This is a genomic window from Bradyrhizobium sp. USDA 4474 (genome assembly GCF_054057515.1).
On record NZ_JBSRZJ010000002.1, the window covers coordinates 6,751,725 to 6,776,403 of the forward strand.

General features: G+C 64.0%; 25 protein-coding genes and 2 pseudogenes. 18 read left to right on the plus strand and 9 right to left on the minus strand.

The window, feature by feature from the left end; genetic code table 11:
- Positions 1-52: 52 nt before the first annotated feature.
- The 6 genes and pseudogenes from ACVW16_RS33270 to ACVW16_RS33295 form a co-directional block, all read right to left on the minus strand.
- Positions 53-1,234, minus strand: coding sequence for a VWA domain-containing protein (locus ACVW16_RS33270; protein ID WP_456734907.1), 1,182 nt, complete (start codon positions 1,232-1,234; stop codon positions 53-55).
- Positions 1,231-3,456, minus strand: a complete 2,226-nt coding sequence (locus ACVW16_RS33275) for a DUF5682 family protein (protein WP_456734908.1) — start codon at positions 3,454-3,456, stop codon at positions 1,231-1,233. The genes ACVW16_RS33270 and ACVW16_RS33275 overlap by 4 nt, the downstream gene beginning before the upstream one ends.
- Before the next feature lie 4 nt (positions 3,457-3,460).
- Positions 3,461-4,539, minus strand: a pseudogene (locus ACVW16_RS33280) (ATP-binding protein).
- Positions 4,536-5,966, minus strand: coding sequence for a DUF5691 domain-containing protein (locus ACVW16_RS33285; protein WP_456734910.1), 1,431 nt, complete (start codon positions 5,964-5,966; stop codon positions 4,536-4,538). Before ACVW16_RS33285 ends, ACVW16_RS33280 begins: the two are co-directional and overlap by 4 nt.
- On the minus strand, positions 5,959-7,347 hold the full coding sequence (locus ACVW16_RS33290; RefSeq protein ID WP_456734911.1) for an SWIM zinc finger family protein: 1,389 nt from the start codon (positions 7,345-7,347) through the stop codon (positions 5,959-5,961). The genes ACVW16_RS33285 and ACVW16_RS33290 overlap by 8 nt, the downstream gene beginning before the upstream one ends.
- Before the next feature lie 97 nt (positions 7,348-7,444).
- Positions 7,445-7,645 carry an MmcQ/YjbR family DNA-binding protein gene (locus tag ACVW16_RS33295; protein ID WP_456738527.1) on the minus strand — a complete coding sequence of 67 codons (201 nt, stop codon included), beginning with the start codon at positions 7,643-7,645 and terminating at the stop codon, positions 7,445-7,447.
- Between the two features lie 293 nt (positions 7,646-7,938).
- Here ACVW16_RS33295 and ACVW16_RS33300 point away from each other — a divergent pair, with 293 nt between their 5' ends.
- The 10 genes from ACVW16_RS33300 (at position 7,939) to ACVW16_RS33345 (ending at position 15,959) form a co-directional block, all read left to right on the plus strand.
- The gene (locus ACVW16_RS33300) at positions 7,939-8,565 is read left to right on the plus strand and encodes a PadR family transcriptional regulator (RefSeq protein ID WP_456734913.1); all 627 of its coding nucleotides are present in this window, start codon (positions 7,939-7,941) and stop codon (positions 8,563-8,565) included.
- Between the two features lie 293 nt (positions 8,566-8,858).
- Positions 8,859-9,197 (plus strand): hypothetical protein, encoded by a 339-nt coding sequence (locus ACVW16_RS33305; protein WP_456703195.1) that lies wholly within the window; start codon positions 8,859-8,861, stop codon positions 9,195-9,197.
- An 84-nt stretch (positions 9,198-9,281) separates the two neighbouring features.
- Complete coding sequence (locus ACVW16_RS33310; RefSeq protein WP_456734914.1) at positions 9,282-9,539, plus strand: hypothetical protein; 258 nt, start codon at positions 9,282-9,284, stop codon at positions 9,537-9,539.
- A gap of 36 nt (positions 9,540-9,575) precedes the next feature.
- Positions 9,576-9,836, plus strand: a complete 261-nt coding sequence (locus tag ACVW16_RS33315; protein WP_456703197.1) for a DUF4398 domain-containing protein — start codon at positions 9,576-9,578, stop codon at positions 9,834-9,836.
- A gap of 384 nt (positions 9,837-10,220) precedes the next feature.
- Positions 10,221-11,882 carry an acetolactate synthase large subunit gene (locus ACVW16_RS33320; RefSeq protein ID WP_456738528.1) on the plus strand — a complete coding sequence of 554 codons (1,662 nt, stop codon included), beginning with the start codon at positions 10,221-10,223 and terminating at the stop codon, positions 11,880-11,882.
- A 71-nt stretch (positions 11,883-11,953) separates the two neighbouring features.
- Positions 11,954-13,780 carry a chloride channel protein gene (locus ACVW16_RS33325; protein ID WP_456734915.1) on the plus strand — a complete coding sequence of 609 codons (1,827 nt, stop codon included), beginning with the start codon at positions 11,954-11,956 and terminating at the stop codon, positions 13,778-13,780.
- A 24-nt stretch (positions 13,781-13,804) separates the two neighbouring features.
- Complete coding sequence (locus ACVW16_RS33330; protein ID WP_456703200.1) at positions 13,805-14,152, plus strand: Lin0512 family protein; 348 nt, start codon at positions 13,805-13,807, stop codon at positions 14,150-14,152.
- A 4-nt stretch (positions 14,153-14,156) separates the two neighbouring features.
- Positions 14,157-14,849 (plus strand): GNAT family N-acetyltransferase, encoded by a 693-nt coding sequence (locus tag ACVW16_RS33335; protein WP_456734916.1) that lies wholly within the window; start codon positions 14,157-14,159, stop codon positions 14,847-14,849.
- Between the two features lie 179 nt (positions 14,850-15,028).
- A complete protein-coding gene (locus ACVW16_RS33340) occupies positions 15,029-15,172 on the plus strand; it encodes a hypothetical protein (protein ID WP_456703202.1) in 144 nt (47 codons plus the stop codon).
- 82 nt (positions 15,173-15,254) lie between these two features.
- Positions 15,255-15,959, plus strand: coding sequence for a glutathione S-transferase family protein (locus ACVW16_RS33345; RefSeq protein ID WP_456703203.1), 705 nt, complete (start codon positions 15,255-15,257; stop codon positions 15,957-15,959).
- Positions 15,960-15,967: 8 nt separating this feature from the next.
- Here ACVW16_RS33345 and ACVW16_RS33350 read toward each other — a convergent pair whose 3' ends face one another.
- The gene (locus tag ACVW16_RS33350) at positions 15,968-16,339 is read right to left on the minus strand and encodes a tRNA-binding protein (RefSeq protein WP_092234717.1); all 372 of its coding nucleotides are present in this window, start codon (positions 16,337-16,339) and stop codon (positions 15,968-15,970) included.
- A gap of 107 nt (positions 16,340-16,446) precedes the next feature.
- Between ACVW16_RS33350 and ACVW16_RS33355 the strand changes: the two genes are divergently transcribed.
- The gene (locus tag ACVW16_RS33355; RefSeq protein WP_456703205.1) at positions 16,447-16,812 is read left to right on the plus strand and encodes an ArsC family reductase; all 366 of its coding nucleotides are present in this window, start codon (positions 16,447-16,449) and stop codon (positions 16,810-16,812) included.
- A gap of 7 nt (positions 16,813-16,819) precedes the next feature.
- Here the strand turns inward: ACVW16_RS33355 and ACVW16_RS33360 are convergent, their stop codons facing one another.
- A complete protein-coding gene (locus ACVW16_RS33360; RefSeq protein ID WP_456734918.1) occupies positions 16,820-17,470 on the minus strand; it encodes a PAS domain-containing protein in 651 nt (216 codons plus the stop codon).
- Between the two features lie 337 nt (positions 17,471-17,807).
- Between ACVW16_RS33360 and ACVW16_RS33365 the strand changes: the two genes are divergently transcribed.
- From ACVW16_RS33365 to ACVW16_RS33395, 7 genes and pseudogenes are all read left to right on the plus strand, one after another.
- Complete coding sequence (locus tag ACVW16_RS33365) at positions 17,808-18,563, plus strand: ABC transporter ATP-binding protein (protein ID WP_456703207.1); 756 nt, start codon at positions 17,808-17,810, stop codon at positions 18,561-18,563.
- A complete protein-coding gene (locus ACVW16_RS33370) occupies positions 18,556-19,302 on the plus strand; it encodes an ABC transporter ATP-binding protein (protein ID WP_456703208.1) in 747 nt (248 codons plus the stop codon). The genes ACVW16_RS33365 and ACVW16_RS33370 overlap by 8 nt, the downstream gene beginning before the upstream one ends.
- A gap of 55 nt (positions 19,303-19,357) precedes the next feature.
- Positions 19,358-20,578, plus strand: a complete 1,221-nt coding sequence (locus ACVW16_RS33375) for an ABC transporter substrate-binding protein (RefSeq protein ID WP_456703209.1) — start codon at positions 19,358-19,360, stop codon at positions 20,576-20,578.
- Positions 20,579-20,650: 72 nt separating this feature from the next.
- The gene (locus tag ACVW16_RS33380) at positions 20,651-21,514 is read left to right on the plus strand and encodes a branched-chain amino acid ABC transporter permease (RefSeq protein ID WP_456703210.1); all 864 of its coding nucleotides are present in this window, start codon (positions 20,651-20,653) and stop codon (positions 21,512-21,514) included.
- A gap of 1 nt (position 21,515) precedes the next feature.
- The gene (locus ACVW16_RS33385; RefSeq protein WP_456734919.1) at positions 21,516-22,484 is read left to right on the plus strand and encodes a branched-chain amino acid ABC transporter permease; all 969 of its coding nucleotides are present in this window, start codon (positions 21,516-21,518) and stop codon (positions 22,482-22,484) included.
- Positions 22,485-22,638: 154 nt separating this feature from the next.
- Positions 22,639-23,284, plus strand: a pseudogene (locus ACVW16_RS33390) (DUF47 domain-containing protein).
- A gap of 12 nt (positions 23,285-23,296) precedes the next feature.
- A complete protein-coding gene (locus tag ACVW16_RS33395) occupies positions 23,297-24,301 on the plus strand; it encodes an anion permease (RefSeq protein WP_456703211.1) in 1,005 nt (334 codons plus the stop codon).
- Here ACVW16_RS33395 and sugE read toward each other — a convergent pair.
- Positions 24,294-24,608, minus strand: a complete 315-nt coding sequence (gene sugE, locus ACVW16_RS33400; protein ID WP_456703212.1) for a quaternary ammonium compound efflux SMR transporter SugE — start codon at positions 24,606-24,608, stop codon at positions 24,294-24,296. The two genes, ACVW16_RS33395 and sugE, sit on opposite strands and share 8 nt — an antisense overlap.
- Positions 24,609-24,679: the final 71 nt, after the last annotated feature.

A 24,679-nucleotide genomic window follows, 5' to 3' on the forward strand; every position in this document is an offset into this window, starting at 1 on the left:
TTAGTCAGATATCGTGCTATGGTCAACTGAAGCTCTCGTCAGATTCAGGCATTCATCCTTCGGGTCGAATCAACTTGATGTCCCGATCGGCGGCCCAATCGGCAACGTCCTCACGCTTCAGCGCGGTCGCCATCAGGTCGGGAAACTGATCCGGCGTACAGGCAAAGACGGGGATGCCGAGGCTCGCAACCTTCGCCGAGAGGGCGGGGTTGTAGGACGGGCGACCGGTGTCGGTCAGTGCCAGCAGGACGATCACGTTGGTGCCGCGCGCTGCGAGCCTGCCCAGGCGGTCGACCAGCGCGTCTGCATCGCCGCCTTCATAGAGGTCGGTGATCAGGACCAGATGCGCCTTGGCGGGGCGCTCGATGCGGTCCTCGCAATAGCCGACGGCGCGGTTGATGTCGGTGCCGCCGCCGAGTTGAACGCCGAACAGCACCTCGACGGGATCGGCGAGCTCCTCGGTCAGATCCACGATTGCGGTGTCGAAACAGACGAGCTTGGTTGCGACCACCGGCAGTGAGGCCATGACCGCCGCGAAGATGGAGGCGTAGACGACGGAGGTCGCCATCGACCCCGATTGATCGACGCACAGAATGACTTCGTCGAGATCGACAATGCGACGCTGCTGGCGCAGAAAGCCAATCAGCCGTTCCGGCACCACCGTGTGATGCTCGGCCTGATAATGGCGAAGATTGGCCTTGATGGTGCGCGGCCAGTCGATGTCGGCAAAGCGCGGGCGGTTGGTCCGCAGCGAGCGGTTGAGCGCACCGCGGACCGCATCCGCCGTGCGCCGCTCGAGCCGCTCCATCAATTGGCCCACCACCTTGGCGATGACGATCCGTGCGGTGTCCTTGGTCTTCTCCGGCATCACGCCGCGCAGCGCGACCAGATCGGCGATCAGGTTTACGTCGGCTTCGACGGTTGCGAGGAATTCGGGTTCGAGCAGCATCTGGCGAAGGCCCTTGCGCTCGAAGGCGTCTTTCTGGATCACCTGCACCACTGCGGCAGGAAAGAACTCCCTGATATCGCCGAGCCATTTCGCGACGCGTGGGGCCGAGCCGCCGAGCCCGCCGCGGCCTTTTTTCGGCCCCTCATCGCCGCCGCCGTAGAGCGCCGTCAGGGCTTCGGACATGCGGCGGTCGCTATCGGACAGGGGCGCACCGGCTCCGCCGTTCTCGACATCGGCGCCGAGAGCCAGGGTCCAGCGGCGGCTACGTTCATCACTCTCGCTCATCGCGCAGCTCCCACCTTGAGAAGCGCAAGCACGCGCGCCTCGTGCAGCGGCCAGACGGCGCCGGCATCCGGGACAAGCCGATAGCCCTTCGCGCCGCCGGTACCTCGCGCGAACAGCACATCCATCAAGCGCCGGCGCTCGTTGCGATCGAGCGCCGAGAAGACGCGGCGGAACAGCGGCAGGCCGGCGGTAAAGCCACCTTCGGGGAGCGCCAGCAGCCAGCCGTCGACTGCGCTGCGCAGCGCCGCGTGATGGATCAAGCGTTGGCCCGCGCCCTCGAAGAAGCCTTCGAAAAAACCGGCCGCCTCGGCGACAGGCGTACCGGGCGAAAGCATGCGTGCCAGCAGGTCGGCGGTGTGATCGGCGGCCAAGAGCTCGGCTTCGTAGAGCAACCGCGCCCCGGTGCCGGCGATCAACCGCGTGGTCTGGTCATCATGCAGCAGGGCGGTCAGCGCCTCGCGCCATCGGGCGACGATATTGGCCTCGAGCTGGGCCAGCTGGATCGCGGCATCGGCTGCGAGGATCGCGCCGCGCAGCTTGGATGCTGCCGGACCATCCAGATTGCGGGAGGCGTAGGGCAGGGCGATGGCCGCCTGCACGACGATCCGCGGCATCAGGGCTGCCAGATGCTCGACGGTGCCGGCACGCGCCTCGCCGTAGCGCAGGATGTCGGCCATTGGCGGCAAAGCGTCGAGCAACGCTTGTCCGTCGCTGGTGAGGGCTGCCTTGGTTTCGAGCGCCGAGATGCCGGATTCGGTGGCGCGCGGCAGATCGGCGATCATGGCGTTGCGCACGAGGCTCGCCAGCGCGCCAAGCTCCGCCTCCTTGCTCATCGCCTCGATCAGGCGGCCGCCGGCCGCTTCGGCGATGGTCGAGCCATAGAGCAGGTTCTCGACCAGCCGCACTGCGAATTCCGGCTCCCAGCGCAATTGCCAGTTCTCGCGAAACGTTCCGCGGCTGCGGCCTGCGTCCGTCAGCCGTCCCCAGGGCACGCCGAGCGCGCCCAGCCGGTGCAGCAGCGTCGAACGCATCAGCCCGCTTTCGCTGCGCAGATCGAGCGTCAGCGGCCGTTCGAGCGCTTCCGGTTTCAGCCGCGTCGCCTTCTGCTGGCGCTGGAGATCGTCCAGCAGCGGCGCCAGTGGCGTCGACGGCGGGATCGAGCCGACACCCGCGCCGATCAGGAGCTCGGCCGCGACGTCATCCCATACGGCCCGTTCGCCGTTGCACAGGCATGCGATTGCCGCCTCGCGCAGCTCCTCGAAGCCGGGTGAGGGCCGCTCGCGCAGCGCCGCGAGCGCGATGCCGAGACGCTGCGCCTCGATCACCGAGGCGGTCGAGACGAAATGACCGCCGTCGCGCAGCACGCGCGTCACCTTGGCGAGCCAAAGGGCAACGCGATCGCCCTCGCGCGTCTCCCAGAGATGCGCGCACCAGCCGGGAGCGACCACGCCCGCGCCATAGCCGCTCGCACGTGCCAGGCGCGGCGCAGTCCATGGTGCCCAGGTTGCCTTGATCTTCGCCTTCGGCCGGCCCTTGAGCAATTCGCGGTCAGCCGGAAGGCTGCGTCGCTCCGTGAGCGCCGGCACGTGCCAGGCGCCGCAAACGACGGCGACGGCGCCCTCGCACTCCTTCGCCGCTTTCGCGATCTCGATCCGCATATGCGCTTCGCGCGCGGCTTCGCGAGCCGATAGCGGCTTTTCTTGCGCGCGCAGTGCCGTCATCGCCTCAGTGACGGCAGCGAACACAGGACCTGTCGCGGGATTTTCCTCGATGACGTCCGACCACCAGGACTCGCCGTCGTCATACCCTGCCGCCGTCGCGAGCGCGCCGATTGGATCACGGCTGACCGGGTCCTCCTCCGATCTTGCGGCAATCTCCTCCGCGATGTCGCTGGCCGAACTGCCCAAGCGATCCGAGGCAGGCAGGTCGATGAAGCGCAAGGCTGCACCGTGGCGCACGGCCCAGCAGGCAGCCTGGTATTCCGGCGAATAGTCGGCAAAGGGATGGAAGCTCGCATGGGCCGGATTGTCTTCGGCATAGGTGAGCAGCGCCACCGGCGTCACCATGTCGGGGTCGGCGAGCATGGGCAGCAGCTCGGAGGCATCCGAGGGCCCCTCGATCAGCACCGCGACGGGCTTGAGCGCATCGAGCGCCTCCACCAGGCGCCGCGCCGATCCCGGCCCGTGATGCCGGATACCGAACAGATGGATGCCGCCGGCCATGGCGTCAGATCAGGTCGGTCAGCGAAGCGTAATAGCCTTCGAAGCCGCGCTTCTTCTTCAGCACGGTCTCGAGATATTCGCCGAGCACGGCCGTATCCTGCACCGGATCCTTGACGACCGCGCCGATCATGTTGCTGGCGAGTGTCTCAGCCGTCAGCTTGCCGTCGTTGAAGAAGGTCGCCTGGCTGATGCCGCCGACCATCACGGCAATCGCTTCGGCGGTCGAGAGGCCGCCGGAGGGCGATTTCAGCGCGACCTTGCCGTCCTCGGTCGAGCCCGAACGCAGCTCGCGGAAGATCGCGACCACCCGCGCCACTTCCTCAGCGACGTTCTTCGGGGCCGGTAGATCGAGGTTCTGCGCCATCTCGCCGACGCGCTTGACGACGATCGACACTTCTTCCTGGGCGCTGTCGGGCAGCGGCAACACGACCACGTTGAAGCGGCGCTTGAGCGCCGAGGACAGTTCGTTCACGCCTTTGTCGCGATTGTTGGCGGTCGCGATGATGTTGAAGCCACGTTGCGCATAAACCGCGGTGTTGAGCTCCGGGATCGGCATCATCTTTTCGGACAGCACGGTGATCAGCGTGTCCTGCACGTCGCTGCCCATGCGCGTCAGCTCCTCGAACCGGCAGAGCTTGCCGCCTTCCATCGCGCGCATCAGCGGGGTCGACACCAGCGCTTCGCGGCTCGGCCCGAGGGCGAGCAGCTGAGCGTAGTTCCAGCCGTAGCGGATCTGGTTCTCGTCGGTTCCGGCGGTGCACTGGATCACGAGCGTGGAGAGTCACCGGTGATGCCGGCGGCGAGGTGTTCGGAGACCCAGGATTTGGCGGTGCCGGGCACGCCGAGCAGCAGCAGCGCGCGGTCGGTTGCAAGCGTCGCAACGGCGGTCTCGATCAGCCGCTTGTCGCCGACATATTTCGGCGTGATCGCGGTGCCGTCGGCCGCCGTACCGCCCATCAGATAGGTTACGACCTGGCGCGGCGACAGCGCCCAGCCGGGTGGGCGATGGCCTTCGCCCGCCGCGAGCGCCTTCAGCTCGGACGCAAAACTGTCCTCAGCGGGCAACCGCAGTTTCTCGCTCATGGCTTTTCTCCTTGATCGTCCAACGCGGCGTTGAGCCGCAGCATGTCGAGGCGGGGATCGGCCTGCAGTAGGCCTGCGCCGGTCAGTTGCTCCAGCGATCGTCGCGCGCCATCGCGCGAGGCGATAAGGCCCAGCGCATGAAGTTCCGCAACATGATCGGAAGGCTTGGCATCATCGCGCCGAAGCTCGGTCAGCAGCTTGGCACCTGATGGCGCCGACAGCAGATCGTCGAGCCGTGCGGCAACGCCGGCGACCGCCTGCGCCATCTCGAAGCGGAAGCCGTGCGTGTGCAAACCTGCCGCCGCGAACCTGGCCCGTTCAGCGGGCGCCAGCCGCGGCGCCAGCGCCGCGATGAGGCCGCTCGCATCGTGCTCGCTGACGACGCCGGCACCCTGCGCGAGCTGCGCGTCGGTGCCGGTCTCCACGATCATCTTGATCAACCCAGCGTCGGCCGCCGGGTCCACGTTCCAATCCCAGGCAGCGATCAAATCCTGCGGGGCGAGGCCGAGCGCGCCCGAGAACGACGTCAGATCGGCACCCCCGAGCATGACTTTCCGTCGCTGCCACTGTGCCGGCGTCTTGGGAGTTTCAAAGTCGATCACGCGGGAGCGACGCAGCAGCCCCTTCGTCTTCACCGAGAAGAAACCGGCGAGCTCCGCAATGTCTTCGCCCAGGGCGGGACCGTGGCCGAGACGGGCGAGCATGGATGTTGCCATCGCCTTGACCTTCGGCGCGCGATCGTTCGTCACAAGGTTTTCGAGAAGGGCAACATCGTCACCCGACAATCGCTCCGACAGAAGGCTCAACAGGCGCAGCCGCGCATCGGCGTTCTCGCTGCCGAGCCTGGCTTCGAGCAGCGCACGCGCCGCGGAGGGGTCGCGTCGCCTGAGTTCGATCAACGCGGCCTTGCGCGCGGCCGGCCAGAAGTCGTCCCAATTGTCCGCCGTGAGCTGGTCGCCGGTCTGTCGCGGCGTCGTCTCGCCGGCCGCGGCGAGTGCGGCCCAGTCGCGCCATGCTGCATAGACGTCCGGCGCATCCTCATCGCTCGCATCAGGCATCCAGTCGGCAGGATGTGTCGTCCAGCCACGCGCGGCGAGGAAGTGGATGACATCGGCTTTGGACGCTGCGTCCTTGCTCGCCGCAAGGATACGGCGCACCAGCGGCCGCAATGTCTCAGGCACGGTCGGCCGCGCGAGCGCAGGGATGTCGGGCAGCACCCGCAGTGCAGAGGGTGGTTCGAATGTCACGATTGTGCCGAGGAATTGGCCGGACAGAGCGAGCAGTCGCAACTCGGCCTCGACAGGATCGTCGCCAAGGTCGACGCGCCAGATTGATGCTGCGGAAGCTGCGGTCGAGCCCATGGTCCAGCGTGTCACGATCGTGCCCATGGTCTCGAAGATCGCCTCCGCGCTGGCTGTTTCAGTCATGGCTGCCGATCCTTCCCCAAGAGGACTGTGCAGCGAGGATCGTGAGCCGGTTGCCCGACCAGATTGCGGCGGTGCGCGTCAGTTCGGTGCCGGAGAGCAAGCCCTCCGCCTTGCCTGCGACGGGCAGCGCGGCCGCGCCGTCGGCCGCGCGCCACCAGGCGCCCCCGGCATCGTCACGTGCGATCCGTCCCTGCGGCAGCAGCAGGGGAATCTCGATCGTCCACGGCTCGGCCAGCAGCGGCTGCGTCAATGCATTGGAGAGCGTTTGATTCGGCGCAGGCCATTCGGGCGTCAGCGTGGCCTGCGCGGCGTCGCGCCGGACGAGCAGGGCGCGCAGCGGCTGTTGCGACGGGTAGAAGACGAGCTCGCCCTGGAAGCGCTCGCCGGGCGTGAAGACCGAACCACGTCGTCCGGCACTCGCAGGAAAAAAGTCGAGCAGCATGGCGAAGCGCGGGCCCGATGCGGCGAGACTGAGCAGCCATGTGGTTTGCGAGACCAGGCCGTCGCGCCGTCTCTGCACCTGTTCGGCCAGCACTTCCCATTGCGCATCGATCCGCGGTGCGCTCGGATCGGCCAGCACCATCTCGCGCGTCTCCGATGTTGCCACACTGCGCCGGATCGCGGCATCGCGCGGCGCGCCGCGGAAGGCGCGCGCAAGCAGCACCAGCTTGCCGAACTCGACGACGGCGCCGCGCGGCCGGTCACCCGCGTCGAGCGCGAGCAGGCGGGCCGGCAATTCGTCGATCCGGCTGGCGAGTGCCGTGGCCTTGCCGTCGACCAGGCGCGCGGCGATACGCCGGCATCGCGCGGTGGCATCGTCGATGAAGCCGGACAGGCCCAGGCGGAGCTGATCGCCGATCCACTGCTCGAGCGCATCCAGCGCATCCAAGATCGCGCGCCCGGTCTCTTCGTTTCGTTTGGCTGCCTGTGCCTCACGCCGCGCGACATCCTTCGGATCTTCAGTGGCCTCTTGCTCGATGACGCGTGCGGCGCGCAGATCCTTCTCGCCGGACGGAGCGGCGGCGCCTGCCGGCTTTGCAGCCGATGGGCCGCGCCGACGCCCGAGCCAGTCGCTGACCCAGGCGGGCGTATCGGCGGGCGCAAACGGCACGATGGATTCTGCGTTCAGCCACAACAGGCCGAGCACATGCTTGCAGGGGAATTTTCGTGACGGGCAGGTGCATTTGTTGCCGAGGTCGCGGAGATCAGCCATCAGCCGGTAGGGATTGGCGCCGGAGCCCGCGCATTCGCCCCAGATCAGCGCGCCATCCGGACTGCCGCCGACGCCGGACCATTTGGCGGGCTTGGCAAGGCCGGCAGCCGCCTTGAGCGAGGATTGATCGGTAGCGAGTTGCTCGATCGCCTTCAGATCAATCGCCACGCCGCTTCCCAATTCGAATCCAGGACAGGCAGTATATCGGGGAGGGATGAAATCTCAATGTCGCCGCGCGCAGCTGATCGGTTGCACGCGGAGATGGTCATGCGGGCCGGGTCTCCAGCGACACGAGCCCGAGCTCGTTGCGCGCCTTTCTCGTCAGCTTTGCCACGATCAACGCGTGGGCCTGAGCGAGATAGGCCGTGAGCTCGGCATCCTCCAGCACGCCGTTGCTGACAAGCTGCACCCATTTGGCCCGTGCGAGATAAGGCGCGGGCCGCGCCAGGCGGTGTTCGATCAACATGGCTTAGGCCATGTTCGAGACCTTGAACATGTAGCCGCCGGACCTTGCGGCAAAGCCAGCGCAAATCGCGAACATCTTGCCGCTGACCTTGAACACGGAGGTGCCTTCCCCTTGCACAACCTTGGTTGCGGCGGGGAGGAGCAGGCAGCGTGCTTCCGAAGGTCCTGGGTGTCACGCGGTTTCGATCGCGAGATAGCACCCCGCGCGGCTCCGCTCGCGATCACGGACCCGTCATTTGCCCCAAAGCTATCGACAGTTATATCGTAAGATATGTTTTGAGAAAGGAACCGAATATGTTCACCAAACACAGAGACCACAGGGATTTCCACTTTGGCCACTTCGCCCATTTCGCCACGGGCCGTCACGGCGGACGGCATCGCTTCGGCCGCGGCGGGCATGGCTTTTTCGGCCGGGGCGGCGACGACTTTCCGGGAGCACGGCGTCTCGCCTCGCAGGACCTCCAGCTCGTGATCCTGGCGCTGCTCGCCGAAAAGCCCGCGCATGGCTACGAGCTGATCAAGATCATCGAGGAGCGATCCGAGGGATTCTATACGCCGAGCCCCGGCGTGATTTATCCGGCACTGACCTATCTCGAAGAGGTCGGCAACGCGAGCGTCGCACAGGATGGCGGCCGCAAGCTCTACAGCATCACGCCGCCGGGCGAGGCCTATCTCGCCGAGCAGCGCGGCACTGCTGATGCGATCCTCCAGGCGCTGTCGCGGATCGGACGCCGCATGGACGAGGTGCGCGAGGCCTTTGCCGGCGTCAGCGATCTCGATGCCGACGCCTCCGACGAGCTGCACCGCGCCCGCCACAACCTCAAGCGCGCGCTGCGGTCCAAGCATGGCAGCGATTCTGCTGAGGCGCGTCGCATCGCCGGAATCCTGGAGCGCGCGGCCGCGGACATCCTCGGCAAGTAAGGGAAGCATGACTAGACGGCTCGCCGGGCTACGGTGGTCGCTTGCTCGCCCGTGAGGTGATCGTGTCGCTCAAGGTGCAGTGGGGGCACCATCCCTTGCGTCGCCAGATGGACAAAACACGCTAGCGGTGGGGCCATCCGCGCACCCGAAAATGTTCATCCGCAATCCCCAAAATATTTCGCATCCATACGCTTCACCGAGACGTGAGGATCACCGCATGAAATATCCTTCCACCCTAACCTTGGCTCGGTCGCATAATCGGCCCGTAAACGGGATGGCCAACGGGGGTTGCCATGCACCGGTTTGTCGCCAAGGCCAACGTCGATCATTACATCGGCCTTCTGAACGGAAGTGATCTCGCGCCTGACCATCGAACGCGCATCACCAAGCTGCTGATCGAGGAGGAGGACCAGCTCAGCCACGATCTGGAGCATCTGGAATTTGCTGAACGGACAGCCGCAAATGGTCGCGACCACGTGCGCCGCGTCAGAAGAGCTCGGGATGACTTTGCTTTCGGCTCAGCGGACCGCGAGTTGGCCGAACGGTTGCTCGTGAACTGCGAAAACCTTCAGACGGTGCTGGAGGATTTCTGTCACCGCTTGCGCGCGAAGATCAACTCGCGCGGCATCTGACCATCAATCAGCCCGCCGCGCGCACGAAAGCGCCCCGAAAATACGATGGCCCGCGATTCACATATGTGCTCGCAGGAACCAAGGATGCCGGGGAAACTCGGCAAACCGGTGGGTGTCTCATTTCCTTGGAATGCTTCCATGCCATCACCGATCGAGCCGCTTGTTTCCGCTTATGTGAGCCTGAAGGACTGGAAAGCGTTGGAGAGTATGCGAGACCTTCGACGCCGGTTGCTGATTGAAGAATTCTGGGCCCCGACCGCTCTAAAGTATGTTCAGGAGGACCTGCGGGTAATCGAAGAGGGGCTTGCGCATCTGCGTGGCTCTGCCATGGCGCCATTCTAGCACTGCCGATAGCATGGTCCGATGCTGACCCTTCGCTTGATCGGCCTCGACGACTACAAAGTGCGCGAGGACGGCCATCAAATCGGTCGCATCCGCTTCGATGATCATTTCTGGTCGTGGACGGTCACGGTGACGCTGCCCGGTCCACCCTCAGGCTCGGCCGCGAGCCTCGAAGATGCCAAGGCGCGGTTCAAGGCGGCGTGGCAGGACTTCAAGAGCAAGCAAGCTCCGGAGGAGCTGGCGAAGGCGTTCGAGCAGATGGCGAATGCCAACCGGCCGGGACGCTTCGGGCGGTGATCTGCGCGCTCGGCTTTCGCGAAGCCCGATCGTTGTGGCGCGGGATCAACTGTAACTCGTGCGATACGGTTGTGGATAGCAAGTCTTTCAAAGGAGCAGTCCGCTCCTTTGAGCCTCCTCGCCTCCGTCGCGACTGGCGTTGCCGGTGCGGTTGGCAAGGAAACATTTGCATCAGTTGGAATCCGCTTGGGTGAGCCTTTTTGGCTCACCTTTTGAGCCGCTTTGGCTCCCCCCGCCCTCGGCCAACTCGTGCCCGACCGACCTTGCCGGTGCGGGACGATGTGGAAGCAGCTGCGACACTCTTCGTGAGTTGTGCATGCGGCCCACTCGGCTACGATGCGCGCGCTCCTTGATCACCCGGAGCCGGCAGCAAGCGGAGACGACATGAGCGAGCGGGACCGCAAAGTGAAAGGATCGGACTTGTTCGTCGCGGCGCTGGAGAACGAAGGCGTCGACCGCATCTTTGGCGTCCCCGGCGAAGAAAACCTCGATCTCGTGGAATCGCTGCGTACCTCCAGGATCGAGCTGGTCTTGACCCGCCATGAGCAAGCCGCCGCCTTCATGGCCGCCACGCACGGAAGGCTGACCGGCAAGCCCGGCGTCTGTCTCTCGACGCTGGGCCCGGGCGCGCTCAATTTGTCCACCGGGGCTGCCTATGCAAATCTCGGCGCGATGCCGATGATCCTGATCACCGGGCAGAAGCCGATCATGAGCAGCCGGCAGGCGCGCTTCCAGATCGTGGACGTGGTCGCGACCATGAAGCCGCTGACGAAGCTGTCGCGGCAGATCGTCAGCGCGAGCTCGATTCCAACGGTGGTGCGCGATGCCTTCCGCGTGGCAATGGAGGAGCGGCCGGGACCGGTGCATCTCGAATTGCCCGAGGACATCGCAGGCGACGAAGTCGATGCGGTGCCCGTGATCCCGGTCCACCCGATCGAGATTCCCGTCGCGCACCGCGCCGCGCTCGATCGGGCCGCCGAGATCATCCTGGCCGCAAAGCGACCGCTGGTGATGATGGGGGCCGCGACCAGCCGGCCGCGCTCGACCCACGGCATCGCCAGCTTCGTGCGGCGAACCGGCATTCCGTTCTTCACCACGCAGATGGGCAAGGGCACCGTGCCCGGCGGCACCAATCTTTACATGGGCACTGCGGCACTGTCCGAACGCGACTATGTGCATGACGCAATCGACGCCGCCGACCTGATCGTTGCGATCGGGCATGACCCGATCGAGAAGCCGCCCTTCATCATGGGTCCATCGGGCCCGAAGGTCATCCACGTCAGCTACACCTCGGCCAGCGTCGAGCTGGTCTATTTTCCTGATGCGGAGGTGGTCGGCGATGTCGGCCCGAGCCTGGAACTGCTGGCTGATCGGCTCGAAGGCAAGCTGCCGCAAGCGGCGGCGCTGTTGCCCTTGCGGGAGGAGATCCTCAATCACATCGCCGACCGCGCCACCGAGACGCGCTGGCCGCCGACGCCGCAGCGCATCGTGCACGACATCCGCCAGGTCATCCCCGAGAACGGCATCGTCGCGCTGGACAACGGCATGTACAAGATCTGGTTTGCGCGCAACTACCGCACCCGCGTCGCCAACACGCTGCTGCTGGACAATGCGCTGGCAACGATGGGCGCCGGCCTGCCGTCGGCGATGATGGCGGCGATGCTCCATCCCGACCGCCGCGTGCTCGCGGTCGCCGGCGACGGCGGCTTCATGATGAACAGCCAGGAGATGGAGACCGCCGTCCGCCTCAAGCTCAATCTCATCGTGCTGGTGCTGGAGGACAACGCCTACGGCATGATCCGCTGGAAGCAGGCGGTCGATCACTTTGCCGATTACGGCATGACCTTCGGTAATCCGGACTTTTCGCTCTACGCCAAGGCCTACGGCGCCACCGGTCACCGCATCGACAGCATCGAGAGCTTTGGTCCGACGCTTGATGCCGCTTTTAGGGCAGGCGGTGTGCACCTGGTCTCGATCCCGATCGACTATTCGGAGAACGTGCGGGTCCTGGTCGACGAGCTGCGCGCGCGGCAGGCAGGCTCATAGCAGTCATTCCTTGATATATATCGTAGTGCGATATATTGCACGGGCGAAGATTCTCCCGAAAAGAGCTATCCATGCGCCAGACCCCCGACATGACCGGCGGCCTCCCGCGTCCTCGCGGCAAGCCCGGAGATTTTACCGCCGACCGGCGCGTGCTGGTCCTGATCGGCATGGCGCTGCTGGTCGGCAGTCTTGGCGCCGGGGCCGCCTGGGTGTTGCTGAAGCTGATTGCGCTGGTGACCAATCTGGTCTGGTTCGGCCATTTCAGCACCGAGAACGTCTCACTCGCGAATGCCCACCCGGGAATCTGGATGGTCCTGGCACCGGCGCTGGGCGGTCTCGTGATCGGGCTGATGGCGCGGTTCGGATCCGAGAAGATCCGGGGTCACGGCATCCCGGAAGCAATCGAGGCGATCCTGATCGGCGGCAGCCGGATGCAGCCGAAGGTCGCGATTCTAAAGCCATTGTCGTCGGCGGTTTCGATCGGCAGCGGCGGTCCGTTCGGCGCCGAAGGACCGATCATCATGACAGGCGGCGCGATCGGCTCGATCTTCGCCCAATGCTTTCATCTCACCGCGGCCGAGCGCAAGACGCTGCTAGTCGCGGGCGCAGCCGCCGGCATGACGGCGATCTTCGGCACGCCGATCGCGGCGGTGCTGCTCGCGGTCGAACTGCTGCTGTTCGAATGGAAGCCGCGCAGCTTCCTGCCCGTGGTGACGGGGGCGGTGATCTCGGCGGCATGGCGCCCGTTGCTGTTCGGAACGGGACCGCTGTTTCCGTTCGCGCAGCATCCGGACCTGCCCTGGTGGGGCCTGGCGGCTGCGATCGGCGTCGGCATCGTCGCGGGCCTGCAATCGGGACTGATGACGCGATTACTCTACGCCGTCGAAGATCTGTTCGATCGTCTGCCGGTGCACTGGATGTGGTGGCCGATGCTCGGCGGCCTCATCGTCGGTCTCGGCGGCTTGATCGATCCCAGCGCTCTGGGCGTCGGCTACGACGTCATTGCCGATCTCCTGTCCGGCCATATGGCGCGCGACGAGGCGATCCGGCTCCTGCTGGTGAAATCAGTGATCTGGGTGGTCGCGCTGGGCTCGGGTACCTCTGGCGGCGTATTGGCGCCATTGCTCATCCTCGGCGGCACGGCCGGCTGGATGGAGGGGCTCGTGCTGCCGGGGGGCACGTCGTTCTGGGCCCTGGTCGGCATGGCCGCGATGATGGGCGGCACGATGCGCTCGCCGCTCACCGGTGTGATGTTCGCGATCGAGCTGACCGGCAATATCGACATGCTGCTGCCGCTGCTGGCGGCGACCGGCGCGGCGCATGCCGTCACCGTTCTGTTGCTCAAGCGCTCGATCCTGACCGAGAAGATCGCGCGCCGTGGTCAGCACATCACGCGCGAATACGCGATCGATCCGTTCGAGCTGCTGCGCGCCTCCGATGTCATGGCCACCCACGTCGATACACTGCCGGTCGACATGTCGATCGACACGGCAGTCGCGTTCTTCACCTCGGATCAGCGGCGTCACAAATCCTATCCCGTCGTCGCGTCCGATGGACGGCTGACGGGCATGGTGACCCGTGCCGATGTGCTTCGCTGGCGCACCGGGGGCGATCATCAGGCTGCAACGCTCGACGACGTGGTGTCCGATACCTCGGTCGTGCTGGCGCATCCTGACGACGTGCTGGGCCGGGTCGCCGATCTCATGGTCGCTTCCGATCTCGGACGGCTGCCGGTGGTCGATCGCGCCAGTCATCGCGTGGTCGGCCTAGTCGCGCGCAAGGATTTGCTGCGAATTCGCGCGGTCGTGAACGCGCAGGAGGAGGATCGCAACGCCTATTTCCTGCGCGAAAAGGCGCTTGTGCCGGAGGCGCGGATCGCGGAAGGTCAGCCCCTCTGAACTCCAGCGCCGACAGGAATGAGCATGGCACGCGTTCGTTGTGTTACCGAGATGGGCATGGGCGTCGACGTTCACGGCAGGGACGCCACCAAAGCCGCGAAGCGGGCGGTCTCGGATGCCATCAGGCATTCGAGCCTCGGCTTTTTCCGGATGATCGGCAAGACCGCGAACGACATGTTCGTCGATGTCACGATCGGCGTACCCGATCCCGAAGCCGTCGACAGGGAGGCGGTTGCGAAGGAGCTTCCCTACGGCACCGTGACCGTGACCGCGGTCAAGGGCGGGCTGGAGATTCCCTCGGCGACGGAGGTGGCGAATGATCCCATTCTCATCGCCAATGCGGCCGTCATCGTCAGCTTCGACAAGGATTAGGCCGGTGTCCGACAGCGATGTGGCGCTGCTCGATCGTCCGATCTGGAGCGCGCTGACGACGAGCCACAAGCATCTGGCCGAAGGCGGCGCACGGGCGCTGCGCTATCCGGTGGACATGACGCCGTTTGCCGACATGGCGGACATGTCGGCGGAGAGCTTCACCGCGCTGGGCGCTCTCATGTCGCCCTCGCAGGTTGCCGCGCTGTTCACGCCGGATGCGGTCAATGTTCCCGCGGGCTTCAAGGTTGTGCTGGCCGAGACCGGCGAGCAGATGATCGGCTCACCCGCCGATAGCCCGTTGCGCGAGGCGGAGATCGTGACGCTCGGCCCGGCCGACGTTCCGGCGATGATGGCGCTGACGACACTGACAAAGCCCGGGCCGTTCGCCGCGCGGACGCACGAGCTCGGCACATTTCTTGGCATCCGAGCCGGTGGCGAATTGGTTGCGATGACCGGCGAGCGCATGAAGCCGGGAAAGTTCGTTGAGATGACCGCGGTCTGCGTCCACCCCGATTATCGCGGGCGCGGCTATGCGCAGGCGCTGCTCGCAGCTGTCGCGCGCCGGATCGAGGCCCGCGGCGAAATTCCGTTCCTGCATGTGTTTTCGAACAACACATCGGCCATCGCGCTCTATCAGCGCCAGGGCATGCGCATCCGTCGCCGCCTGCACGTGACGGCCTTGATGAAGGATACGTAAACGCCTTTGCACGGGCCCCGTCATTTCCCGCGAAAGCGCGCTAGGTCCATCCCGCATGATCGGGCTGAAATGTCTGGCCGGGATTCCGGGAAAAACAGGCAATTTATTTGAACCATGCAGGAACTGGCGATGGTCGGTCTGCGTTCCCCGTGCGAACCGAATTGAAAGAAGCTCGTGCGATGAATGATGCTAGCCAATTCGCCACTGCGATGCTTACGCTCGTCTTCGCCGGAGCGTTGCTCCTCACGGGGCAGCTCTTCATCGAGCAGCGCGCCAAGAGCGAGGTGGTCTACGCCAACAGTCATCTGCTGCGACCATTGTGATCCGGCTGAGATGACTCGGCCTTGCGTCGTTCGGTGGCCCGCCTAGACTAAGCGGCATCTTGCGAACCAAGCCGGGGTGCCGATGTCCGATCTCTCGACCTTTCCGATCACCGGGCGCTGGCCTGCCAAGCATCCCGAACTGCTTCAGCTCTATTCCTTGCCGACGCCGAACGGCGTCAAGGTCTCCATCATGCTGGAGGAGATCGGGCTTCCTTACGAAGTTCATCTCGTCGACTTCGGCAAGGACGATCAGAAGACGCCGGAATTCCTCTCGCTCAATCCGAACGGCAAGATCCCGGCGATTCTCGATCCCAACGGCCCCGGAGGCAAGCCACTGCCGCTGTTCGAATCCGGAGCGATTCTGCAATACCTCGCCGAGAAGAGCGGCAGGCTTCTGCCGCAGGACGCCGCGCGACGCTACCAGACCCTCGCGTGGCTGCACTTCCAGATGGGAGGCGTCGGGCCGATGTTCGGCCAGGTCGGCTTCTTCCACAAATTCGCCGGCAAGGATTTTGAGGACAAGCGACCGCTCGAACGTTACGTCAGCGAGTCCAGGCGCCTGCTCGGTGTGATGGAAGCGCATCTTTCCGGCCGGCAATGGTTCATGGATGACGACTACACCATCGCGGACATTTCCATGCTTGGCTGGGTGCGCAATCTCATCGGCTTCTATGGTGCCGGCGACCTGGTCGCATTCAGCCAGTTCACGTCGGTCGCTGCCTGGCTCGAGCGCGGGCTGGCGCGGCCTGCCGTGCAGCGCGGATTGAACATTCCGAAGCGGCCGTGAGACGATCCCTAGAACAACCGGCCGCCGTTTGGCACCGGCTTGCTCGGCTGCATCAGCACGACCTTGCCGTCGGCATCGGGGAAGCCGAGCGTCAGTACCTCCGAGACGACAGGTCCGATCTGGCGCGGCGGGAAATTGACGACGGCCGCGACCTGCTGTCCGACCAGGGTTTCGAGCGGGTGATTCTCGGTGATCTGCGCCGAGCTCTTGCGGACGCCGATGGCCGGGCCGAAGTCGATCCACAGCCGCCACGCCGGCTTGCGCGCCTCGGGAAACGGTTTGGCATCGACGATGGTGCCGACGCGGATATCGACCGCGAGGAATGCATTGAAGTCGATGGTGGGGGAGGCGGATGCCGCGGGATCGTGAGTGACGTGCATGATGTGTCCGTCCGGAAGAGATCGAAAGCGATGTTGGCAATATTGTCGCGCGATCAGGAGTTTCGTACAACGCAGCTGCACGTCACGACGCATGCGCGAGGATCGTCTTGCCCAACATCATCTACGGCATCAAGAACTGCGACACCATGAAGAAGGCGCGCACCTGGCTCGATACCCATGGCGTGGCCTATGAGTTCCACGACTACAAGTCTGCGGGCGTGGAGAAGGACAAGCTCAAGCAGTGGAGCGACGAGCTCGGCTGGGAGACGCTGCTCAATCGCGCCGGCACCACCTTCAAGAAGCTGCCTGATGCCGACAAGGAAGGCCTGACTGAGAAAAAGGCACTGACGCTGATGCTAGCGCAACCATCGATGATCAAGCGGCCGGTGCTCGAAATCGGCGGCAAGCTGCTGGTCGGCTTCAAGCCTGATGTCTACGACAAGGAAATCGGCGCAGCCTCGCGCAAGCGCTAGTCGGGAGCTAGTTCAGCTCGACGATCTCGGCGCTGACATCAGGGCCGCCGGACCGATCGGCAAATTCGACGATGTCGGTCGCCGCGTAGCGGCCCGGCGCTTCGTGAAACAGGTCGCGGTCGATCACCGTGCGCAGTTTCGGACGTGGTGGCGCGTCATTTCCGCGCAGCAGGTTCTTGATCTCGAAGCCGCCGTCCTCGCAGAAGGTCTTGAGGGATGCGATGATGTGGCTGACCTTGTCATCGGTCAGGAACGGGAGCAGTAGCCGTTCATAGGCGACGACGCGGCCATAGACGTCGTCGACGTCGGCAACGCTGTAGACCGGAAGACCGCGTGCGACGCATTGGTGATAGACTGGCATCACGAAGGGCGCGAGGCGCGGCCCAACATAGTCGTCCAGCAGGATGCCCTTGCCGGTATGGCCATAGGCGCGCGAGATCCGCGTGCCCTCGCTCTGGATGGTCAGGCGCGCCGTCGGCGTCGAATGGTCCACGGTGAAGTAGATCAGGTCGGACAGCTCTTCCTTGAGCCGCGCGGGTTGATACTCCCGGATCGCCGGCACAGTCTGCCGGCGCGCGTAAAGTCGCAACCACGTGTTGAGCAGGTCACGCTGCTTGATCGACTTGACGACCGAGGGAACGGCGCTGGTGAAATCCAAAACAAGATTCCCGGCGAATGAAACCCGCACATGATCCCGCTTACGGGAAAATTTTTGATGAAGGATGGCGTGCGGGGCCAAAGAGCGTTAACGACTTGATGACCGGCGTCTTGCGAACCGGGAGGCCGGCAGGCGACACCACAAAACCTCCAACTAAGGGAGCATAAGACTCCCGGCCGGAGGCCTGACCTGCTCAGCTTTCCGCCTTGCCTAACCCCCGTCACCTCCGGCATATTCCGCGCCCGGAGGCGGCGTTTTCGGGAAGGCTCCAAGGCCCCCGGAAAGTCGAAGGAACAAGGACAGCTCCGCGCACTTGCGCGGGCGGGGGGAAATCTGTTTGGCCGATGAGTTCATTCTTGAAACGGAAGGTTTGACCAAGGAGTTCGCGGGCTTCTTCGCCGTCCGCGACGTTGCGCTCAAGGTTCGCCGCGGGAGTATCCACGCGTTGATCGGCCCGAACGGGGCCGGCAAGACGACATGCTTCAATCTTCTGACCAAATTCCTCAAACCGTCTGCCGGAAAGATCCTGTACAAGGGACAGGATATCACCGCGATGGCCCCGGCGGACGTGGCGCGCATGGGGCTGGTCCGCTCGTTCCAGATTTCGGCGGTGTTTCCGCACCTGACCGCGCTGGAAAACGTCCGCGTCGCACTCCAGCGCCAGCATGGCAGCTCGTTTGATTTCTGGCGCTCGAAATCGGTGCTCAACCGTTTCAACAATCGCGCGCTGGAATTGCTGAACGATGTCGGCCTGAGCGAGTTTGCCAATACGCCTGCGGTCGAGATGCCCTATGGGCGCAAGCGCGCGCTGGAGATCGCAACGACGCTGGCGCTCGATCCGGAGATGATGCTGCTGGACGAGCCGATGGCCGGCATGGGTCACGAGGACATCGACAAGATCGCAGCGCTGATCAAGCGCATCTCGGCGAAGTACACCATCCTGATGGTGGAGCACAATTTGAGCGTTGTCGCCAATCTCTCCGACATCATCACCGTGCTGACGCGCGGGCAGGTGCTCGCGCAAGGCAACTACGCCGATCTCACCAAGGACGAGCGCGTCAAGGAAGCCTATCTGGGAGCCGGTCATGCCTGAAACTGCGATGGCCGAGGCTCCGGCAAAGGCCGCAATCGGCGGCAACATCCTTCAGGTCCGCAACCTCGAGGCCTGGTACGGCGAGTCCCACATCCTGCACGGGATCAATTTCGACGTGAACGCTGGCGAGGTCGTCACCCTGCTGGGGCGCAACGGTGCGGGGAAGACGACCACGCTCAAGTCGATCATGGGCATCATCGGCAAGCGTGCCGGGTCGATCAAATTCAACGATCAGGAGATCATGCGCGCGACCTCGGACAAGATCGCCCGCATGGGCATCGCGTTCTGTCCGGAGGAGCGGGGAATTTTCTCCAGTCTCGACGTGCGGGAGAATCTCCTGTTGCCGCCGGTGGTGCGCCCGGGCGGATTGCCGCTCGAACAGATCTTCGACCTGTTTCCGAATCTGAAGGAGCGGCTCAGCAGCCAGGGCACCAAGCTGTCCGGCGGCGAGCAGCAGATGCTCGCGATCGCGCGCATCCTGCGCACCGGTGCCAGCTTCCTGATGCTAGACGAGCCGACCGAAGGCCTTGCGCCTGTTATCATTCAGCAGATCGGTCACACCATTGCGCGGCTCAAGAAGGAGGGCTTTACCATCCTGCTGGTCGAGCAGAATTTCCGTTTCGCATCCACCGTCGCCGATCGCTATTACGTCGTCGAGCACGGCAAGATCATTGATGGATTTTCCAACGCGGAGCTTGCCGCCAACATGGACAAGCTCCACACCTATCTCGGCGTCTAGGACGGCCCGTGACGGCCTAGAGAGACGGCGAAGAGAATTTCACAAGGGAAGTGGCATGAAAAAGTCGATTGCATCGTTGTTGCTTGGTACGGCGTTGGCCGTGACCTGCGCTGGCGTCGCCTTGGCACAAGACAAGACGGTCAAGATCGGGGCGCTGTCCGATCAGTCCGGCCTCTATGCCGACCTCGGCGGACCCGGCTCAACGCTCGCCGCCCAAATGGCGGTCGAGGATTCCGGCCTCGCCGCGAAGGGCTGGAAGATCGACATCATCTCGGGTGATCACCAGAACAAGCCCGACATCGGCACCGCGATCGCGCGGCAGTGGTTCGACGTCGACAAGGTCGACGTCATCGTCGACGTGCCGAATTCGGGCGTGGCGCTCGCCGTGAACAACGTCGTCAAGGAAAAGAACGGCGTCTACATCAATTCGGGCGCGGCGACCTCGGACCTCACCAACGCGCAATGCTCGCCCAATACCGTGCACTGGACCTACGACACCTACATGCTGGCCCACACCACCGGCCAGGCGCTGGTCAAGGCTGGCGGTGACACCTGGTTCTTCCTGACCGCGGACTATGCCTTCGGTGCGGCGCTCGAGCGCGATACCACGGCCGTCATCACCGCCAATGGCGGCAAGGTCGTCGGCGGCGTGAAGCATCCGCTGAATACGCCTGATTTCTCGTCCTTCCTGCTCCAGGCACAGGCTTCCAAGGCCAAGATCATCGGCCTCGCCAATGCTGGCGGCGACACCACCAACACAATCAAGCAGGCGGCCGAATTCGGCATCGTCAAGGGCGGCCAGAAGCTCGCGGCGCTGCTGCTGTTCCTCACCGACATCAAGGCGATCGGCCTGGAAACCGCGCAGGGCCTGAACTTCACCGAGACCTTCTACTGGGACATGAACGATCAGACCCGCGCCTTCTCGAAACGTTTTGCCGGCAAGATGAAGAACAGTGCGCCCCCGACCATGGTACAGGCCGGCGTTTATGCGGGCGTGCGCCATTATCTCAAGGCGCTCGATGCGCTCGGCGGCAATCCCCATGACGGCATCAAGGTCGTCGAGAAGATGAAGTCGATGCCGACCGAGGACGATCTGTTCGGCAAGGGCGAGATCGAGCCCAACGGCCGCACCATCCACAATGCCTATCTGTTCGAGGTGAAGAAGCCCTCGGAATCCACGGGACCGTGGGACTTCTACAAGCTCGTCGGCACGGTGCCGGGCGACCAGGCCTTCACGCCGCTCTCCGAGAGCAAGTGCGCGCTGCTTAAGAAGTGAGGCCAACCGCCCGCCGGCATGTCACCGGCGGGCACTAGTTTGGAAACGCCGAAGGGACTGGGTGCTGGATCGATGCAGGCTCTCTACGCACAGCTACTGGTGGGACTGATCAACGGCTCGTTCTACGCGCTGCTCAGTCTCGGGCTCGCCGTGATCTTCGGCATGCTCAACATCATCAACTTCGCTCATGGCGCGCTCTACATGATGGGTGCGTTCGTCGCCTATTTCCTGCTGAACCTCGGCGGCGTCAGTTACTGGTGGGCGCTGCTGCTGGCGCCGATCATCGTCGGCATCTTCGGGATGATCCTGGAGCGGACCATGCTGCAATGGCTCGCAGGCCTCGATCACCTCTACGGGCTGCTTCTGACCTTCGGTCTGGCGCTGATCATTCAGGGTGTGTTCCAGAATTATTTCGGCTCTTCCGGTTTGCCGTATTCGATCCCCGATGTACTGAAGGGCGGGGTGAATTTGGGATTCATGTATCTGCCGATTTATCGCGGCTGGGTGGTCGTGTTCTCGCTCGTGGTTTGCTTTGCGACCTGGTATTTGATCGAGCGCACGCGGCTCGGTGCTTATCTCCGGGCCGCGACTGAAAACCCGACGCTGGTGCGAGCTTTCGGCATCAACGTTCCCAGGATGATCACGCTGACCTATGGGCTCGGCGTTGGCCTTGCCGCGCTCGCCGGCGTGCTGTCGGCGCCGATCAATCAGGTCCGGCCGCTGATGGGCGAAAACGTCATCATCGTCGTGTTTGCGGTCGTGGTGATTGGTGGCATGGGCTCGATCATGGGCTCGATCATCACGGGCTTCGCACTGGGTGTGATTGAAGGGCTGACCAAGTATTTCTATCCAGAGGCCTCCAATACAGTCGTGTTCGTGCTGATGGTGCTGGTGCTGCTGGTGAAGCCAACGGGATTGACGGGAAGGGCGGCCTGATATGACCGTAGCAACTGACGACACTCTGCCGGGGACCCCACGCGCATTGCGCGACGAGATGATCGTCTTCGCGGTGATGGCGGTGCTGCTTGCATCCGTGCCGTTCACAAAGATCTATCCGTTCTTTGTCATGCAGGCGCTATGCTTCGCGTTGCTGGCCTGCGCCTTCAACTTGTTGATCGGCTATGGTGGCTTGCTGTCGTTCGGCCACGCGATGTTTCTGGGTACCGCGGGTTACGTCTCGGGTCATGCCTTGAAGGTCTGGGGAGTCCCGCCCGAGCTTGGCATTCTGGCCGGTACCGCCGCCGCCGCCGGGCTTGCCGTCATCACCGGCGTCGTCGCAATCCGGCGCCAGGGCATTTATTTCGCGATGATCACGTTGGCGCTCTCGCAGCTATTGTATTTCATCTATGTGCAGGTGCCGTTTACCCATGGCGAGGACGGCATTCAGGGTATTCCGCAGGGCCATCTGTTCGGAATATTCGACCTCAGCGATCCGACGGTGCTTTACTACACCGTGCTTGCCGGTTTTCTGTTCGGCTTCCTCTTGATCTTTCGCACCATCAACTCGCCGTTCGGTGAGGTGCTGAAGTCGATCCGCGAAAACGAGCAGCGCGCGATTTCGCTGGGTTACAAGACCGATCAGTACAAGCTGATTGCCTATATCCTGTCAGGAACTCTGGCGGGGTTTGCCGGCGCCTTGAAGGTGTTTGTCGCGCAAAATGCTTCGTTGACCGATGTTGAAGTGTCGATGTCAGGGCAAATCGTTTTGATGACGCTGGTGGGTGGTCTCGGCACCGTGTTCGGCCCGGTCTTCGGCGCCTTTGTCATCGTCGCCATGCAGCAATATCTCTCCGGCCTCGGGAGTTGGGTCACGGTGATCCAGGGCTCGGTCTTCGTGGTCTGCGTGCTCACCTTCCGCCGTGGTGTGGTCGGTGAAGTCGCACATTACTTCCGGCGGTCACTCTAACCTATTGATGTTATGTCGATTTTGCCATCACTTTAAAGCGGTGGATGATCCTGCTCTGCAGGCGTGAGATGACACGCGCGCAGGGCAAAAATGGTCTATGACGGTTTTGTGTCGGCCCGTTCGGCCGGGCCATTCCAACCGGTAGACCAGTCCCATGATGCGATGGTTTCGCGCTTTCCTCCCGAAGGAAGAACGGTTCTTCGACCTGTTCGACCGCCACGCCCAGACCGTGATCCAGGGTGCAATCGCGCCTCCAGGGCATGCTGAAAGGCGGCGAGGAGACGCCGGTCTATTGTCAGCGTGTCAGCCAGTTCGAGAACGACGCGGACAATGTGACCCGAGAGGTGCTGACGGCGGTGCGGCGCACCTTCATCACGCCGTTCGACCGCGGTGACATCAAGAACCTCATCACCTCGATGGACGATGCGATCGACCAGATGCAGCAGACCGCCAAGGCCGTGATGCTGTTCGAGGTCCGCAGCTTCGAGCCGCCGATGCGGGAGATCGGCGAGTTGCTGATCGAATGCGCCAATCTGGTGGGACGTGCGCTGCCGCTGATGCAATCGATCGGACCGAACGTCGCGATGCTGACTGCGATCACGGAAGAGCTGACCAAGCTGGAGGGCCGCGTCGACGATCTCCATGACATCGGGCTGAAGGAGCTTTTCCTCAAGCATCGCGACGGCAGGGCGATGGATTTCATCGTCGGCGTCGAGATCTACGACCACCTCGAAAAGGTGGCCGATCGCTTCGACGACGTCGCGAACGAGATCAACAGCATCGTCATCGAGCAAGTATAGGGCAGGGCCGCCGTGGATGCTGCGTTGGGTGTTCCTGTCCTGGTCGGACTGATCGCCGTCGCGTTGCTGTTCGACTTCCTGAACGGTCTGCACGACGCCGCCAATTCGATCGCGACCATCGTCTCGACTCGCGTGCTGCGGCCGCAATTCGCGGTGATCTGGGCCGCGTTCTTCAATTTCGTCGCCTTCATGGTGTTCGGCCTGCACGTTGCCCAGACCATCGGCACCGGCATCATCGATCCCGCGATTGTGGACGCCCAGGTGATCTTCGCGGCGCTCCTCGGCGCCATCGTCTGGAATCTCGTGACCTGGGCGCTGGGCATTCCGTCTTCCTCGTCGCACGCGCTGATCGGCGGCCTCGTCGGAGGTGGCATGGCGAAGGCTGGAATTCATGCCGCGGTGTGGAGCGGCTTGACCAAGGCGGTGCTGGCGATCGTGCTGTCGCCGCTGGTCGGTTTCCTGCTCGCAATGATGCTGGTCGCAATCGTGTCATGGGCCTCGGTGCGCTCGACACCGTTCGCCGTCGACCGTGCCTTCCGCATTCTGCAATTCGCCTCCGCTTCGCTCTACTCGCTCGGCCACGGCGGCAACGACGCACAGAAGACGATGGGCATCATCGCCGTGCTGCTCTATTCGCAGGGCCATCTCGGCGGCGAATTCACCGTGCCGTTCTGGGTGGTGCTGTCCTGCCAGGCCGCAATGGCGCTGGGCACGCTGATGGGTGGCTGGCGCATCGTCCGCACCATGGGCCTGCGCATCACCAAGCTCACCCCGATGCAGGGCTTCTGCGCCGAGACCGGCGGTGCCGCGACCCTGTTCATGGCGACCTTCCTCGGGGTTCCCGTCTCGACCACGCACACCATCACGGGCGCCATCGTCGGCGTCGGCGCGGCCCGCCGCGTCTCGGCGGTGCGCTGGAACGTGGCGAGTTCGATCGTCTATGCCTGGATCATCACGATCCCGGCCTCGGCCATCGTCGCGGCACTGAGCTGGTGGGCGGTCCAGATCTTCAAGTGACGAGTTTCAGCCCGACGATGCCGGCCACGATCAGCCCGATGCTGGCAAGGCGGAGCGCGGTGGCGGGCTCGCCGAGCAGGAAGATACCGAGCGTCGCAGTGCCGACCGCGCCGATCCCGGTCCAGACCGCATAGGCGGTTCCGACGGGCAGCGACTTGAGAGCTGAACCGAGCAGGATGACGCTGCCGGCCATGGCCGCGAGCGTGACGACGGAGGGCACGAGTCTGGTAAAACCCTCGGTATATTTCAGGCCGATCGCCCAGGTGATCTCGAGAAGACCAGCGACGAAAAGGATAGTCCAGGCCATGGCGACCCTCCATTTAAGGCAGGGTCGTCCCCGCTAGGCCAATGCTGACGAGCAGGGCGGCCGTCCTCCCC

Coding starts and splice junctions, on each gene's coding strand:
- ACVW16_RS33270 (WP_456734907.1), bottom strand. CDS start 1,234: ATGAGCGAGAGTGATGAACGTAGCCGCCGCTGGACCCTGGCTCTCGGC.
- ACVW16_RS33275 (WP_456734908.1), bottom strand. CDS start 3,456: ATGGCCGGCGGCATCCATCTGTTCGGTATCCGGCATCACGGGCCGGGA.
- ACVW16_RS33285 (WP_456734910.1), bottom strand. CDS start 5,966: ATGACTGAAACAGCCAGCGCGGAGGCGATCTTCGAGACCATGGGCACG.
- ACVW16_RS33295 (WP_456738527.1), bottom strand. CDS start 7,645: ATGTTGATCGAACACCGCCTGGCGCGGCCCGCGCCTTATCTCGCACGG.
- ACVW16_RS33300 (WP_456734913.1), top strand. CDS start 7,939: ATGTTCACCAAACACAGAGACCACAGGGATTTCCACTTTGGCCACTTC.
- ACVW16_RS33305 (WP_456703195.1), top strand. CDS start 8,859: ATGCACCGGTTTGTCGCCAAGGCCAACGTCGATCATTACATCGGCCTT.
- ACVW16_RS33310 (WP_456734914.1), top strand. CDS start 9,282: ATGCCGGGGAAACTCGGCAAACCGGTGGGTGTCTCATTTCCTTGGAAT.
- ACVW16_RS33320 (WP_456738528.1), top strand. CDS start 10,221: ATGAGCGAGCGGGACCGCAAAGTGAAAGGATCGGACTTGTTCGTCGCG.
- ACVW16_RS33325 (WP_456734915.1), top strand. CDS start 11,954: ATGCGCCAGACCCCCGACATGACCGGCGGCCTCCCGCGTCCTCGCGGC.
- ACVW16_RS33330 (WP_456703200.1), top strand. CDS start 13,805: ATGGCACGCGTTCGTTGTGTTACCGAGATGGGCATGGGCGTCGACGTT.
- ACVW16_RS33340 (WP_456703202.1), top strand. CDS start 15,029: ATGAATGATGCTAGCCAATTCGCCACTGCGATGCTTACGCTCGTCTTC.
- ACVW16_RS33345 (WP_456703203.1), top strand. CDS start 15,255: ATGTCCGATCTCTCGACCTTTCCGATCACCGGGCGCTGGCCTGCCAAG.
- ACVW16_RS33350 (WP_092234717.1), bottom strand. CDS start 16,339: ATGCACGTCACTCACGATCCCGCGGCATCCGCCTCCCCCACCATCGAC.
- ACVW16_RS33370 (WP_456703208.1), top strand. CDS start 18,556: ATGCCTGAAACTGCGATGGCCGAGGCTCCGGCAAAGGCCGCAATCGGC.
- ACVW16_RS33375 (WP_456703209.1), top strand. CDS start 19,358: ATGAAAAAGTCGATTGCATCGTTGTTGCTTGGTACGGCGTTGGCCGTG.
- ACVW16_RS33380 (WP_456703210.1), top strand. CDS start 20,651: ATGCAGGCTCTCTACGCACAGCTACTGGTGGGACTGATCAACGGCTCG.
- ACVW16_RS33385 (WP_456734919.1), top strand. CDS start 21,516: ATGACCGTAGCAACTGACGACACTCTGCCGGGGACCCCACGCGCATTG.
- sugE (WP_456703212.1), bottom strand. CDS start 24,608: ATGGCCTGGACTATCCTTTTCGTCGCTGGTCTTCTCGAGATCACCTGG.